Below are 16,083 nucleotides of genomic sequence, written 5' to 3'. Positions count from 1 at the left end.
AGTTAAGCGGTAGAAGTCACTTTTACTTGCCTTTCCTTCGTGCGTTCAAAACGCTCCGCTTCACAAGATGCACTCAGCCGGTCTGCGCAAAAGTGACTTCTACCGCTTAACTTACTGCCCTGTGAACTTTAACGATGTGGGGTGTCCCGGAGAGAGAACTTTAGTTTTTAAGTTGCATTCCCAATTAAATTATACTATAATTCGTTTGGGACAAAATGTACTGATATACATCACCATGGAGGCCAGTATGAAACGGTTTAAAATCACCGATCTGCTGATCGGAGTTCTATTCACCCTATTATTTATCAGCATGGCAGTTGTGGTTACAATCAACTTCCGGCCCTTGTATTATCTGGACATTTCTCTTCTTCATATAGAGGAAACCTCCGGAATAAGCAGGGACGAGATCAAAGAGAATTATGATGCACTGATCGATTATTCTTCTCCCTTCTATCAAGGGGAGCTTCATTTTCCCACATTGCCCGCATCCGAGCACGGCCTGGTCCATTTTGAAGAGGTTAAGAATATCTTCACCGCTTTTTATCTGATGGCTGCGGCTGCCCTGGCTCTGGGAGTTCTGGTCATAATCCGCAAAACACGGCGTAATGAGTACGGTTATCTCCTTACCTCTTCCATTATGGCTATTGCACTGCCTTCCCTTCTGGCCCTGCTGCTCTCAATTGATTTTGACCGTGCTTTTGTGGTATTTCATAAGCTGTTCTTTAAAAATGATTACTGGCTCTTTGATCCTGCAACCGATCCGGTTATCCTTATCTTACCGGACACTTTTTTTCTGCACTGTGCCCTGATGATCATTGCACTGGTAATACTTATGAGTCTGCTGTTTCTGGGAGCATTTCTCTGGAAAAGAAAGCATTCCGGTATTAAATACCGCAGAAATAAAGGGTTAAAGCTATAAAACAACGACAAGTTAAAACCGCTTGTCTTATGTTCAAACAACGACAAGCCAAAACCGCTTGTCTTATGTTCACAACGACAATGCCGTAAACCGGCAGTATGGAGGCAATGTATGAGAAAAACAAAAATCATCTGTACCCTGGGACCGTCCACCGACCATGATAATGTAATACGAGAATTGATTCACTGCGGCATGGACGTCGCCCGGTTCAATTTCTCCCACGGCACTCACGAGGAACATCTCGCAAGACTGAAGAAGCTGGAAAAGCTCCGGAAGGAAATGAATGTTCCGGTTGCCGCCCTAATGGATACCAAGGGCCCCGAAATCCGTCTCGGCACCTTCAAGGATGATCAGAAAATCCAGTTAAAAGAAGGGCAGACCTTTACCCTCACCGCCCGGCAGGTGGAGGGAGATGAAGCCATCGTATCCATCTCCTATCCTAATCTCATCTATGATATTGAAATCGGCTCCACCATCCTGGTGGATGACGGCCTGGTGGAGATGACCGTAAAGGATGTAACTGCAACGGATATCGTCTGCAAGGTAAGGAACAGCGGAATGGTCTCCAGTAAGAAGGGGGTCAATGTGCCCGGCGTTCATTTATCCATGCCTTTCATCAGCGACAGGGACCGGGAGGACATCCTCTTTGCCATTAAAAATAATTTTGACTTTATTGCCGCTTCCTTCGTCCGCACCGCCGACGATGTGAAAGAAATCCGCAAGATGCTGAATAAGCACAATTCTCTGACCAAGATCATTGCTAAAATCGAGAATTTCCAGGGTGTGGAGCATATTGACGAGATTATTGAAGCTTCCGACGGTATTATGATCGCACGGGGTGACATGGGTGTGGAAATTCCCTATGAGGAGGTGCCGATCCTTCAGAAGATGATTATCAAGAAAGTATACAATGCCGGCAAGCAGGTAATTACCGCCACGCAGATGCTGGATTCCATGATGAAGAATCCCAGGCCTACCCGCGCCGAGACGACGGATGTAGCCAATGCCATCTATGACGGAACCAGCGCTATCATGCTTTCCGGTGAGACTGCCGCAGGAGCATATCCCGTTGAGTCCCTGAAAACCATGGTTAAGATCGCCATACGCGCCGAAGCGGATATTGACTACAAGAAACGCTTCCGCATGCTGGAGCCCTGCGACAATCCAAGCATCACGGATGCCATCTCCCGCGCTACCGTAACCACGGCCCATGATCTGAATGCTAAAATGATCATTACCGTAACCACCTCCGGCCAGACAGCCCGGATGATCTCCCGGTACCGCCCGGCATGCCAGATTCTAGGCTGCACGATGAATCCCGTGGTATGCCGGCAGATGAATATGTCCTGGGGCGTTACTCCCTTGCTGATGGCCGTGGAGCATGATACCTTCGAATTGATCAATCATGCCATCCAGACAGTGGAGCGTGCCGGCTATCTCGAGGATGGGGATCTGACCGTATTAACCGCAGGTGTTCCTCTCGAGACCTCCGGTACCACTAACCTGATTAAGGTACAGATCGCAGGAAGCCAATATTAATCAATCAAAAAACTGACCTCCAATCGTTAGAGTTTTAAGTCCAACTTTTGGGGGTCAGTTCAAAATTATTCTTTTACATTAAGATAGTCCTGTGCTTCCTCCGTACTCAGGTTGAATTTCTTCCGCAGCTTCTCTAATATCTCCAAATCTTCCAGTCCAAATTCCTGATAAGCATTAATCACCCCAAGAATTTTTCCTTCCTTCTTCCCTTCCCGTTTTCCTTCCTGTAATCCCTCCTGTAATCCTTCCATCTTTCCTTCTTCTATAAGATTTCTTAAGGCTGTACACATATGAAGCGAACCTCCTTTCCTATTCTCCTCAGCATAGTCTACAAGCTCCCTTATTCCGGTGATTGCACCGATAGCCGCCATTGTCTCCCAATACACGGTCTTATCAGAATATTTCTTCCCGAATTCCTCCATGTCAATGAAACCGTGACTATAAAACTCTTCCAGCATGGTAAATAAATCCCGGTTATCCCTATGATCAAAGCTATATTTCCCCGCATCCCTTACCTGCAACAAATGGATCGCATAGTTATTGAAATACGGCTGAAACGCAGCCGGTATCTCCATCATATCACTTAAACGAGTGGGGCCGTCCCACGGCTTCTCACCATAGTAAAACACAAGGGTAATAACCACCTTAATACAATCGTTCCCCGCCATACCAGACAAAAATTCATCGGCGTCATGTAAATCCTTCATCCTGCGATGCTCCTGTTCCAATATTTTGCATTGCCTGGCATATCTTAATGCATCGTACAGCATGTTGCGAACCGGCATGGCATAATGGATTTTTTGCTGATTTTCCAATCCAATGAGAACAAATTCCGCCTCATTTTCATACAGCTTTATGATATCCCTGCTTCTGGAAAGAGCAGCAAGCTGTCCGTCCCCCGGCAGTATCATAGACTCATCAGTATCCTTATCCGCCAGTTTCCGGGGCTCTATAATATGGTTCCCATCGAAAAACACCTGGTTAAACAGGTCGGCAAACCTGCTGTTATCACTCCAATAATCCTTCATAACGGAATCCGGCTTTAACTTTTGTCTCTTACTTTTCATAATCGCTCCTCATAGGCGATGGCCGCATCTATGAGGATTGGGTAAATTAATTATATCTCTTCCCTCTCACTTCGTCAATCATCGCCTCTTTTTCATTGTCAAATCACTTTTTCTTATCACAAAATCTTTGATGGGAAATCCGTGGCAGAATTGCCGAAATATCAGAATAATTGAATGTATCTCAAAAAACCGATACCTTTTAACTATAACAGCCCTTACATACAAAATCCATACTTTCTTATCCGTACCTATGTAGAAATTTATATATTATTTTAGACAAATTGCATATAACCTCTTTCAATAAAGTCGATGCCTGATCCCCCGGTTGTTATTGTTTTGGTTATTATCGTTTAACAGTTGCACCGCATGGAAAACCTGTGATAAAATAGATGAAACATTATTTTATTTCAGAAAGGAAGCCACCGATGAAAAAGCAGGATTATTTAAAATGGGACGAGTATTTTATGGGCATTGCGCTTCTCTCCTCAGAACGCAGCAAGGACCCCAGCACCAGCGTAGGGGCCTGTATTGTCAGTGAGGATAATAAGATTCTCTCCGTGGGATACAACGGAATGCCCATTGGCTGCTCCGATGATGATTTTCCCTGGGAGCGGGAAGGCTCGAACCTTGACACCAAATACTTCTATGTCTGCCATGCTGAATTAAACGCAATTCTTAACTATACCGGAACCCATATGAAGGGGGCAAAGATATATACAACCCTCTTCCCCTGCAACGAATGTACCAAGGCTATTATTCAGAAAGGCATTATCGAAATCATCTACCGAAGCGATAAATATGCCGCAACCGACTCCGTAATTGCCTCCAAGCGCATGATGGACGCAGCCGGGGTATCCTACCGCCAGTATGCGCCCATTGGAAAAGATATTATTGTTTCTTTGTAGAGATTTCCTCCCTGTGCCCGGGCCGTTCCGACCTGCGGCACAGTTTTTTTCCGGAAATCTCTTTTATTTTCTCTCCTCTTTGATTTTATCCGCTTCGTCCATAACCTCTTTGCGAAATTGCAGCCAGGCCTCTTCATTTTCAACAAAATAAAGGGGACAGAGCTTTCCTGTGACATCGTAATGCCTTATGATATCTTCTTCCTTCAGATCAAATTCCACACAGAGCGCTGCCGTCAGGGACACCATGGACTGGTATGTTGCCTCGTTGAATTTTCCTGTCTCATCCTCATGACAGCACTCGACGGACACCGTATCCGCATTCCGGTCATTGGACGCAAAGGCAATTTCATTCAGCGGTATGCATTGAATCACCTCGCCCTTCAATCCAATAATATAATGACTGCTGGCAGAGGTTGTCCTTCTGCTGGCTAGCCCCTCAAAATAATTCCGGTTATTGGCTGCCGTAGTTCCCGGATTCGCCGTATAATGAATGACAACGGCATTAATCTCCTTCAGCGGGGTCTGCGGCCTGGAATACTCATTCGGTGTGAGATAGTCCTCCTGAATCTCTACACCATTGGACAGAGTCTGCTCCAACGCTTCTTCGCCTTCCTTGCCGGTTCCCTGAAAGCTATTCTGCTGCCCTCCAAACATCCCTTCCACATTCTCCCGATTCCTTACTGCCTCTATTATTAACATTACTCCAAATACAATAATAAGAAAGAATAAAGTCAAAACCAGCGCTATCAAGGCTATCCGCTTTCTGCGCCTTCTCTTCCTCCACTCTTCTCTGGTAAGTATTCTTCCCATCGTATCACCCAATTCCCTTCTCTGCCCTAACACCCTTTTGCTATTTATAAACGTTTCAGCCCCGGAAATATCTTCAGCTTCTTCCCCAATTCAACAATTCAACCAAATTCATATAAAAGAAAGAATAAAAAGATACCGTATAGGACGAACTTTCTATACGATGAAAAACAACGACAAGCGGCAAACCGCCCGTCGTTGCTTCACAATTTCCATCCGCTGTATCTCCGCTTTATAATTGACTATTCCTCAACACTATAGTTGGGCGCTTCCTTAGTGATGTGAATGTCATGAGGATGACTTTCCTTCAGGGAAGCTGCTGAAATCTTAACAAATTTACCGGTATTTTGGAGTGTCTTAATATCCCCCGCTCCACAATAACCCATACCGGAACGCAGACCTCCGATGAGCTGGAACACGGTGTCCTCCACCGTACCCTTATATGCAACACGGCCCTCCACACCTTCCGGCACCAGCTTTTTGGCGTCGGTCTGGAAGTATCGGTCCTTACTTCCCTTCTCCATGGCGGCGATGGAACCCATTCCACGATACACCTTATATTTTCTGCCCTGATATAATTCAAAGGTTCCGGGACTCTCATCACAGCCTGCAAAAATACTGCCCATCATACATAGATTGGCGCCTGCTGCCAAAGCCTTGGTAATATCCCCGGAATACTTGATACCGCCGTCGGCAATGATCGGTATCTCATAAGCCCTGGCAGCTTCATAAGCATCCATAATTGCCGTAATCTGGGGCACACCGATGCCTGCCACAACTCTGGTTGTACAGATGGAACCGGGTCCGATTCCCACCTTAACCGCGTCAACCCCTGCCTTAATCAGATCCAGGGTTGCCTGCCCCGTTGCCACATTGCCGGCGATGATCTGAATGGACGGATAAGCATCACGCACCATTCTCACCACCTTGAGAACATTTCCGGAATGCCCGTGAGCCGTATCAATCACAATGGCATCTACCTTCGCCTTCACCAGTGCATCCACACGCTCCAGAATATTATTGGTAATTCCAACTGCAGCCGCACACAGAAGCCGTCCCTGAGCATCCTTGGCTGACAGCGGATACTTTATCTGCTTTTCAATGTCCTTGATTGTAATAAGTCCTTTTAAATTACCCTCATCATCAACAATCGGAAGCTTTTCCTTCCTGGCCTTACCCAGTATCTTCTTTGCTTCCTCCAGGGTAATTCCCTCTCTTGCCGTAACCAGTCCCTCTGAGGTCATGGATTCTTTGATTTTCTTGGAGAAATCCGTCTCAAACTTCAGATCACGGTTCGTGATGATGCCTACCAGCTTCTTGCCGTTGACGGTAATGGGTACTCCCGAGATCCGGTACTTCGCCATCAAATCATTGGCATCCTGAAGCGTATGCTCCGGGGATAAATAGAATGGATCAGTGATTACACCATTTTCCGAACGCTTTACCTTGTCCACCTCATCCGCCTGCTCCTCAATGGACATGTTCTTATGTATGACACCGATACCTCCCTGCCTGGCCATTGCAATCGCCATGCGGTTCTCCGTAACCGTATCCATACCGGCGCTCATTAAGGGGATATTCAGCTTAATTGTACTCGTCAGGTTTGTTGCCAGGTTAACCTGATTTGGCAGCACCTCGGAAAAAGCAGGTACCAGCAGCACGTCATCAAATGTAATTCCTTCACCGATAATCTGACCCATTTTTTTAATCTCCTCGCTCTCTGTAAGTTAATGTTGTTATTTGGTACCTGTCATTTGGTGTCAGGCACCTTTCCTTGGATTTTTAAAAGTATAACGAATAATACCTGCAATGTCAACCACAAAAATATGTCCCATTGCTCCTCCCTGCTATTGTCCCAATTGTTACAAACTGTAACATCCGGGGGTAACAAAAGAACACGGTCAGCCTCTTTAAATGCGTTCCCGTGTTCCTTATTCTTAGTACTGTGCTACCTTCCTGGGGCTCTTCTGCTTCATCATGGCAAGCATTTTCTCGCTGGGCTCGAAAGCAATGCGGTATTTCTTATCCTCAACACTGGCAATAATAATATACGGCTTTATTGATTTATCACCGGAAGTAAAATCCTTATTGGTCAGCTGCATCTGATTGTAGCTGTCCAGTGAATGGGAGCCTTGGGGAGCAACTATCTCCATCTGCTCCATATCAACCCGGAGCAGAGTCTTACGTCTCGCCCCTCCGGTAATACGGTCAAAATCCAGCTGTCCGTCGACAAACACATACTCATATTCCACATTCAGCTTTGGAAACAGAAAGATCATGACAACAATAAGCACCATTCCGCCTATTCCGAAAAATCCTCCCAACAGCAGGAGCAGCACTCCTATGATAATTCCCAGAACCAGAAGAGCACGAAGTCCCATGGACTTACCGGTATTTTTTCTCTTCACTCCCGCTTCCGCGTATAACTGATTCATCTCAATCCTCCATTCTGCTGCCTTAGAATTTGGGCAGCGCACAAGCTTACTGATTGAAAAATCTTAATTTTTCAATCTACTTCCACGGTCCAGCCATATTCATCCTTTATTCTTCCCAGCTGAATTCCGGTGATGGTATCATACAGTCTCTGGCTGACGGGTCCAATGCTTCCGTCCTTCACCATCATAATATTATCTCCCCAGCGAAGCTGCCCTACCGGTGAAATTACCGCAGCCGTTCCGGTTCCCCATACCTCTTCCAGAGTATTGTTCTGATATGCATCATAGATTTCATCAATGGAAATTTTGCGTTCCGTAACAGGGAAGCCCCATTCTCTGCACAGGACAAGCACGGAGTTCCTGGTCACGCCAGGCAGAATGCTCCCGTTTAATTCAGGCGTGATCACCTCTCCGTTGATCTTGAAGAAGATATTCATAGCCCCTACCTCTTCAATATACCTGCGCTGAACTCCGTCCAGCCACAGCACCTGGGAATATCCTTCCTCGTGGGCCTTCACCTGAGCCTTCATAGAAGCCACATAATTGGCACCTGTCTTGGCTTCTCCGATTCCGCCCTTCACAGCTCTGACATATTCGTCTTCAATCCATATCTTTACAGGATTCAGCCCCTCAGGATAATATGCACCCACAGGGGAGAGAATGATAATAAAAAGATACCGATCGGAGGGCTTTACGCCCAGATGCGGTTCTGTTGCAATGATAAACGGTCTGACATAAAGGGAGGTTCCTTCCTTTGTGGGAATCCAGGCCTCATCCACCTTAACTACTGTTTTAATAGCCTGCAGGAAATCCTCCTCGGGAATCTCCGGAATGCAGATTCTGCGGTTCGTGTTATTGGCCCTCTCAACGTTTTTCTCAGGGCGGAAAAGCAAGATCCTCCCATCATCGGCCTTATACGCCTTTAATCCTTCAAACATTTCCTGCCCATAGTGAAATACCATGGCAGAGGGTTCGAGATTAAGCGGCTGATAAGGTATTACCCGAGGGTCATACCATCCTTTCCCTGTCTCATAGTTCATGATAAACATATGATCCGTAAAGATAGTTCCAAATTTCAGCGGATTATCTGCTCCCGGCAATACCTTGGGATCCTTCGTCATCTCAATTCTAATATTCAGCATCCTTATCATCCTTCCTGTCATAGGGTGTACAACACCGCAGACCTACAGCCAGTCCCTCATATATTGGCATTCATGCTGACACTCCCTATTTTCCGCACTTATCACTGCCGCGGATTAATTTATATCTTTTATAGTAGTATTACTTTGAAAATTTTTCAAGTATTATTTTACTGCAATTGAAGGTTTGCGTTCATAACGGCAAAAGGTGTAGGTCAGATCATAATAGGTCTGCTCCTCTGTTTCCTCCGCCAGCACCCAATCCTCCATCTGGTCCAGGTTCGGAAAATAGGTATCCGCGTGGTACCCATAATCTATCTTTGTAATATGGGCTGTTTCGCAGTATTGGAGCATCTGCCGGTAGATACTGGCTCCCCCGATGACATAGATATTCTCCCTGGGGCAGTCCTTTACCAGCTCCAAAGCCTCCTCGATACTGTTCACCACATCGGCATCCTTCACCCTATAATCCTTTTTCCGGGAAATCACAATATTCCTCCGGTTTTTCAAAGGCTGTCCTCCCGGAAAGCTCTCCAATGTGTTTCTGCCCATAATTACCACCTTGCCCATGGTCTCATCGCGGAAGAACCGCATATCCGCCGGAATACTGACCAGCAGCTGGTTCCGGTGTCCTATGGCCCAGTTTTTATCCACTGCAGCAATAACGTTCATTCGTATACCCGCCTTTCTTCTGATGCAAAGCCTTATACCGCCACAGGAATCTCCACCTTAGGCCCGAATTGATAATTCCTCAGCTCAAAATCCTCCACCCTGAACTGATAGAAATCCTTAACCTCCGGATTCATCCAAAATTCAGGGGCATCATAGGTCGGACGCTGAATCAGCTCCTTTATGATGGGAATATGCCTGTCATAGATATGCGCGTCCGCAATGACATGCACCAGCTCTCCGGCCTCATAGCCGCACACCTGTGCCAGCATATGAACCAGTACGGCATACTGGCACACATTCATGCTGTTGGCGGCAAGAATATCGTTAGATCGCTGATTTAAAACAGCATTAAGGATGAGCCTGTCCCTGTCCGGCTTTTTGGTAACATTAAAGGTCATGCTGTATGCACAGGGATAGAGCCGCATCTCATGAAGATCCTGGTGAACATACAGATTGGTCATAATTCTCCTGCTGTAGGGATTATTCTTCAGATCAAAGATAACACGGTCAACCTGATCCATCTCCCCCTCTTTGTACCGGTGCTTTACCCCCAGCTGATATCCGTAGGCCTTTCCGATGGAGCCGTTCTCATCTGCCCAGGCATCCCAGATATGACTGTTTAAGTCATGGACATTGTTGGATTTCTTCTGCCATATCCACAGCAGCTCATCAATGCAGGTCTTAATTGCCGTCTTACGCAAGGTAAGTGCCGGGAATTCCTTGGATAGATCGTATCGGTTTACCACACCAAATTTCTTTATGGTGTATGCATAGGAGCCGTCCTCCCACTTGGGTCTTACCTTCTCTCCCTCGGTGCTTACCCCGTTCTCCAGTATATCCTTGCACATATTAATATAAATATGATCCGCTAAACTCATATTCCATCCCTCCAAATGCTTACTCAATATATCATGCCACGCCCGCAGATTAGGAGCTCAGTCCTTCGGCCTTCGCTCACGTTGCACTTATCCATGTGCTTTAAGACATTGATTCAAGCAATCTTGATCAATGCCCTAAGGTACACGGACTAATCTGCTTCTTCCTCATTATGCCACGCCCGCAGATTAGGAGCTCAGTCCTTCGGCCTTCGCTCACGTTGCACTTATCCATGTGCCTTAGGGCATTGATTCAAGCAAGCTTGATCAATGCCCTAAGGCACATGGACTAATCTGCTCATCTTGGACATTATACCGTATATAGTTGGTCAAGGCAATGCATAATTTTACGCGATACAGAGACAGAATCACAGAGTGCCCGCATCCAAAATACGGGCACTCTGTGATCTTTCTGCTGTCGACGATATACACATTATTGGAAGTTGCATTACAAACTTCCGATAAAAAGCACACATGGGAACTCTGCAATATATTCTACGATAAACGAACCATCTGCTCTTCTACAAACCCTTTAATATTAGAGGCATTTACAAATTTTCTAAACGTACCGTCCTTTACCTCAACCAGGGTGGGGGCCTGCATAATGCCGTATTCCTGGGCCAGCTCCACATTCTCCTGAGCATCCACAACCGCAAAGTTCATATCCTTCAGGTACTCTTTGGCGATATGGCAATTGGGGCAGGTTCGGGTCGTAAACAGATAGAGACCATCCTCCATCGATCCGCTGTCCCTAGCTGCTGTCACAGGGGAAGCACTCCGCAGCAGATTCATCTTTCTGGAATGCTGAACATCATAGATCTTACGGTTCTTATACTCCTGGGCCTTACCCTCGTTCCAGTTCTGTACGGGACGGTAATAGCCGGTGATCCGGCTGTAGACCTCCGCTCTTTCTCCGCAATGGGGACAGGTGAATTGCTCCCCCGGGAGATAACCGTGGGTCTTACATACAGAATAAGTAGGGGACATGGTATAATAAGGTAATTTATAGTTATTCGCAATGGTTCTCACCAGCTTGGCTGCCGCTTCCCAATCCGGAAGCTTCTCACCCAGAAATGCATGGAAAACTGTTCCGGAGGTATACAGGGTCTGCAATTCATCCTGAATATCCAGAGCCTCAAAAACGTCCTGGGTATATCCTACCGGAAGATGGGAGCTGTTGGTATAATACGGGGTATCTCCCGGATTCCCGGCCGTTATGATATCGGACCAGCGCTTCCTGTCGTTCTTCGCCAGACGATAGGTCGTGGATTCCGCAGGCGTCGCTTCCAGATTATAGAGATCGCCGTATTTCTCCTGGTAATCGGACAGACGCTCCCTCATATGATTCAAAGTCCTGATGGTAAACTGCTTCGTTTTATCATGGGTCATATCTTCCCCAAGCCATTTTGCATTGAGGCCTACTTCATTCATACCGATCAGGCCGATGGTTGAGAAATGGTTATCAAAGCTGCCCAGATACCTCTTGGTATAGGGGTACAGTCCCTCGTCCAGAAGCTTGGTGATGATATTTCTCTTCACCTTCAGGGAACGTGCCGACAGATCCATCATGCGGTCAAGGCGTGCGAAGAAATCCTTCTCATCAGCAGCCAGATATGCAATTCGCGGCATATTGATGGTCACAACTCCCACGGATCCCGTGCTCTCTCCCGAGCCGAAGAAGCCGCCGGTCTTCTTGCGCAGCTCTCTCAGATCCAGACGCAAACGGCAGCACATGGATCGAACATCACTGGGCTCCATGTCACTGTTGATATAATTCGAGAAATAAGGCGTTCCGTATTTGGCGGTCATTTCAAATAACAGACGGTTATTTTCCGTATCAGACCAGTCAAAATCCTTTGTGATGGAATAGGTGGGAATCGGATACTGGAAGCCTCTTCCGTTTGCATCCCCTTCAATCATAATTTCAATGAAGGCCTTGTTCACCATATCCATTTCCTTCTTACAGTCCTTGAACTTGAAATCCACTTCCTTACCGCCCACAATACAGGGCAGCTCCGCAAGGTCAGCCGGAACGGTCCAGTCCAGGGTAATGTTAGAGAAGGGAGCCTGGGTTCCCCAGCGGCTCGGTGTGTTTACCCCGTAGACAAAGGATTGGATGCATTGCTTTACTTCTTTATAGGTCAGATTGTCAATCTTAACAAAGGGAGCCAGGTAGGTGTCAAAGGAGGAAAATGCCTGGGCTCCTGCCCATTCATTCTGCATGATTCCCAGGAAATTCACCATCTGGTTGCACAGGGTGGATAGATGGCTGGCCGGGGAGGAGGTAATCTTACCGGGGATTCCGCCAAGTCCTTCTTTAATCAGCTGCTTCAGGGACCAGCCGGCACAATAGCCGGTCAGCATGGATAAATCATGCAAATGGATATCCCCGTTGCGGTGGGCATTGGCAATCTCCTCGTCATAAACTTCCGATAACCAGTAATTTGCCGTGATGGCGCCGGAGTTATGCAATATAAGACCGCCGACGGAATAGGTAACAGTGGAGTTCTCCTTAACACGCCAGTCCTCTTCGTTCACATAATTGTTCACTATCTCCTTGTAGTCCAGAATCGTGGACTTCATATTACGGATCTTTTCTCTATTTTTACGGTATAGGATGTAGGCCTTGGCAACATCGGTATAGCCGGTCTGCTCTAGTACATGTTCCACACTGTCCTGAATATCTTCCACATGTATGGTTTCCTCTTTTATCTTTCTCTGAAAATCAGAGGTTACACGAAGCGCAAGCAAGCTGATAATCTCATCATTATATACCTTCTCCGTAGCTTTAAAAGCCTTGGTAATCGCTTCACTGATTTTCTTCAGATCAAATTCTACAACCTGCCCATCTCTCTTAATTACATTAATCATCTGTGACCTTCTCCTTCCCATTTTCCCTATTACTTATCGCAAGAACACGCCCGGCTGTAATCCGGCCGACGGCGCAAGCATTGCCGCTTTTTGCCGTAAGCTGTAATCACGGTGTACCACACAGGTGCCGTTGTTATCATATCTTATATTACCAGAAAGAACCATGTTCGTCAACAATAAAATACTAGATATATGCGACTTTTTTCTTCATCACACTATATCTAGTATTTTATTAGTAATTTATACCCAGGTGCCTGACACCCTTTATACCAGGCTTTGATGAATGTCCTTCGGGACATATGCCTTTATATAGATTCCGTCCTGCTGGTACTCCTCCTCCAATAGCTGCCCGTATTTTCTGACCGTCTGGATCTTACCTGCGTCCTGGTAGGAGAACACCTTCTCCAGCAATACCTTGCGCTCATTTAATACCCTTTCCAGCAGCTGCAGCAGCTGTTCCAGCCCCTCGCCGGTCTTTGCTGAGATTCTGACCGTATGATCCGCCTTAAAATCCTTGATCACCGCCTCGGCCTCCGGCTTATCCTGCTTGTTAAAAGCCGTAATGATAACCTTATCCTGAATTCCCAACCGGTTCAGGGTATCATATACGATATGCATCTGCCGGTCCGCATCCGGGTTGGAGCTGTCCACCACATGAATTAAAATATCCGCATATCTGGATTCCTCCAGGGTACTTCGGAACGCCTCAATCAGGTGATGAGGAAGCTTGCGGATAAAACCCACGGTATCCGTAAGCAGAAGCTGCTGCCCGCTTTCCAGGGCAAGGATTCTTGTGGTCGGATCCAGAGTGGCAAAGAGCTTATCCTCTTCCAGAACTCCGGCATTGGTAAGATGATTCAGCAGGGTGGATTTGCCTGCGTTGGTATAGCCCACAATGGCCGCAACGGGAATCCGGTTCTTACTGCGAAGCCCTCTCAGGGTCTCCCTGCTCTGCTTCACATCCTCCAGCTCCCGCTTCAGCAGCGTTATTCTCTCCTTGATAATACGGCGGTCCATCTCCAGCTTCTTCTCGCCGGGTCCTCTGGTGCCGATGCCTCCTCCCAGTCTGGACAGGGAATTCCGAAGGCCGATCAGCCTGGTGGACCGATACCGCAGCTGGGCCAGCTCCACCTGTATCTTACCTTCCTTCGTAGAAGCCCGCTTTGCAAAAATATCCAATATAATTACCGTCCGGTCCAACACCTTCATTTGAAGGGCATCCTCCAGATTCTTAAACTGGACCGGCGTGAGTTCGTCATCGCAGACCACTCCGGTGGCTCCGGTCTCCATCACCAGCTCCCGGACCTCCTCTATCTTGCCTTTTCCAATATAGGTGCCCGGGTGAATGCTTTCCCGGTTCTGTATGATTCTTCCCGCGGCAGCCGCCCCCGCCGTAGCGATCAGCTCCTCCAGCTCGTCCAGGGACTGGACAATATCATCCCGCTCCGAGGAGGATACTCCCACCAATATCAGGCGCTCCTCCTGCTCCTTTATCTCATATAGTTCTGCCACTATAACACCCTAACCTTTCTCACGGCCAGCAAACCACGCGCCCCAGTCTCAACATTTGCAGAGCCTATTCCGCTCCGTTTTCGATCACTGCTTCCATCCGCCTTGTCTCCAGGAACCGCGCTTCCCTTGCAGCCTCTTCATCCCCCGGATACAGGCTGAGATACCAGTTCAGATTCTTTCCGGCATCCTCAAATCTGCCCAGGTACTCATAGGCAACAATCAGATTCTTCATTAAAATCTGCATCGATCCCGCCTGGTTAAGGGCAATTCCCTGCTCCAAGCACTGAAGGGCACTGGCATACTCACCCGTTTTAATATAGCAGGCGGCGAGCTGATTATAAGCGCCCGGTACTGCGGCCCCGCCGTCCTTTATAAAAATATCATAGTAATAAATGGCCTTCGGATAATCCTTTTGAATACGGTAAATCTCTCCGATATAGTAATACGCTTCCTTAAAGCCATTTTTGAAGCCCTCACTGAACTCAGACAGCGACAGCTCGTAATCCCCCTGGTAGAAATGAATCTTCGCCAGATTATACCCGTCGGCGCTGGTCTTCACTTCAATTGCAGAGGCCGTCTTCAGCACCTCTGCCGCGGCTTGCTCCTCACCGTTTTCCATAAGAAGATAATACTTCCCAAGGTAATGGGCATAATTGCCCGGCTCCAGCCGGATTGCCTCATCATAATCCGCCCTGCTCTTATCGGCATCCCCTAAAAAACCATAGCACAAAGCCCGGCTGCTGTAAGCATTGGCACTCTTCGCGTCCAGCTTGATCAAATCCGTATAGTTCTGTATCGCTTCCTCATAGGAGCCAAGGGCCATGAGAGAGCTTCCGACATAATACAATATATCCATATCCATCTTCGATAATTCATTGATCTCAAGAGCCTTTCGAAACTCCTCCATTGCCTTGCCGTATTCCAGCATAAAATAATAGGCAATCCCTTTTCCCCGGTGTATTCTCTTGTTATTCCGGTTCACGATAATGATATCCTTATTAACATATGCCTTATCAAATTCAGCCAAAGCCTCTTCATACCGTCCCAGCTTGATCAAAGCCATGCCGCCGTCTATGTAATAATCAGCCCTGCCGGGCTTCTTCTCCTTTGCTGCGGTAAAATAGGAGAGCGCATCCTCATAATTCCCGCTTTCAAAGCTCTTCTTTCCATTCCGATAAAGGTCCCCGGATGAACCGCATCCGGAAAATATAAGCACCAATATAAGAGATAATCCTATAGAAAGAAGCTTCCTCTTCATCCTCCACCTCCGTGGTTCGCATATCATGTAATCCTTTGTGCTGACTAAGCGGCGAGGCGTAGCATAATGCGCATAATCATCACG

At 47.1% G+C, this 16,083-nt stretch carries 13 protein-coding genes; 3 read left to right on the top strand and 10 right to left on the bottom strand.

Annotated elements, in window-relative coordinates; translation table 11 throughout:
- The first annotated feature begins 247 nt into the window (after positions 1-247).
- Together HNQ56_RS06725 and pyk are read left to right on the top strand one after the other, a co-directional pair.
- Entirely contained in the window at positions 248-919 is a 672-nt protein-coding gene (locus tag HNQ56_RS06725; protein WP_429143988.1) for a TIGR01906 family membrane protein, read from the top strand.
- Between the two features lie 111 nt (positions 920-1,030).
- Positions 1,031-2,458 (top strand): pyruvate kinase, encoded by a 1,428-nt coding sequence (gene pyk, locus HNQ56_RS06720; RefSeq protein ID WP_429143986.1) that lies wholly within the window; start codon positions 1,031-1,033, stop codon positions 2,456-2,458.
- 65 nt (positions 2,459-2,523) lie between these two features.
- On the opposite strand, the gene HNQ56_RS06715 is transcribed toward pyk, so the two are convergent.
- Positions 2,524-3,525: an RpnC/YadD family protein gene (locus tag HNQ56_RS06715; RefSeq protein ID WP_429143984.1), complete on the bottom strand. Its 1,002-nt coding sequence runs from the start codon at positions 3,523-3,525 to the stop codon at positions 2,524-2,526.
- Between the two features lie 425 nt (positions 3,526-3,950).
- On the opposite strand from HNQ56_RS06715, the gene HNQ56_RS06710 reads away from it, so the two are divergent.
- The gene (locus HNQ56_RS06710; RefSeq protein ID WP_429143982.1) at positions 3,951-4,430 is read left to right on the top strand and encodes a deoxycytidylate deaminase; all 480 of its coding nucleotides are present in this window, start codon (positions 3,951-3,953) and stop codon (positions 4,428-4,430) included.
- 63 nt (positions 4,431-4,493) lie between these two features.
- Here the strand turns inward: HNQ56_RS06710 and HNQ56_RS06705 are convergent, their stop codons facing one another.
- The 9 genes from HNQ56_RS06705 to HNQ56_RS06665 form a co-directional block, all read right to left on the bottom strand.
- Positions 4,494-5,240, bottom strand: a complete 747-nt coding sequence (locus tag HNQ56_RS06705) for a peptidoglycan recognition protein family protein (protein ID WP_429143980.1) — start codon at positions 5,238-5,240, stop codon at positions 4,494-4,496.
- Positions 5,241-5,479: 239 nt separating this feature from the next.
- A complete protein-coding gene (gene guaB / locus HNQ56_RS06700; RefSeq protein ID WP_429143978.1) occupies positions 5,480-6,937 on the bottom strand; it encodes an IMP dehydrogenase in 1,458 nt (485 codons plus the stop codon).
- A gap of 237 nt (positions 6,938-7,174) precedes the next feature.
- A complete protein-coding gene (locus HNQ56_RS06695) occupies positions 7,175-7,672 on the bottom strand; it encodes a DUF6106 family protein (RefSeq protein ID WP_429143976.1) in 498 nt (165 codons plus the stop codon).
- Positions 7,673-7,743: 71 nt separating this feature from the next.
- Positions 7,744-8,814, bottom strand: coding sequence for a branched-chain amino acid aminotransferase (locus tag HNQ56_RS06690; protein ID WP_429143975.1), 1,071 nt, complete (start codon positions 8,812-8,814; stop codon positions 7,744-7,746).
- Positions 8,815-8,976: 162 nt separating this feature from the next.
- A complete protein-coding gene (locus tag HNQ56_RS06685; protein WP_429143974.1) occupies positions 8,977-9,483 on the bottom strand; it encodes a dihydrofolate reductase in 507 nt (168 codons plus the stop codon).
- Between the two features lie 32 nt (positions 9,484-9,515).
- Positions 9,516-10,361, bottom strand: coding sequence for a thymidylate synthase (thyA, locus tag HNQ56_RS06680; RefSeq protein WP_429143973.1), 846 nt, complete (start codon positions 10,359-10,361; stop codon positions 9,516-9,518).
- A 492-nt stretch (positions 10,362-10,853) separates the two neighbouring features.
- Positions 10,854-13,229, bottom strand: coding sequence for a ribonucleoside triphosphate reductase (locus HNQ56_RS06675; RefSeq protein WP_429143972.1), 2,376 nt, complete (start codon positions 13,227-13,229; stop codon positions 10,854-10,856).
- A gap of 264 nt (positions 13,230-13,493) precedes the next feature.
- On the bottom strand, positions 13,494-14,741 hold the full coding sequence (hflX, locus tag HNQ56_RS06670) for a GTPase HflX (protein WP_429143971.1): 1,248 nt from the start codon (positions 14,739-14,741) through the stop codon (positions 13,494-13,496).
- Between the two features lie 64 nt (positions 14,742-14,805).
- Complete coding sequence (locus HNQ56_RS06665) at positions 14,806-15,999, bottom strand: tetratricopeptide repeat protein (protein WP_429143970.1); 1,194 nt, start codon at positions 15,997-15,999, stop codon at positions 14,806-14,808.
- Positions 16,000-16,083 lie beyond the last annotated feature (84 nt).

Source organism: Anaerotaenia torta (assembly GCF_050433395.1).
GTDB lineage: Bacteria > Bacillota > Clostridia > Lachnospirales > Lachnospiraceae > Mobilitalea > Mobilitalea torta.
The sequence above is the reverse complement of the archived record's forward strand: the minus strand, read 5'-3'. Positions and strand labels throughout refer to the sequence as shown.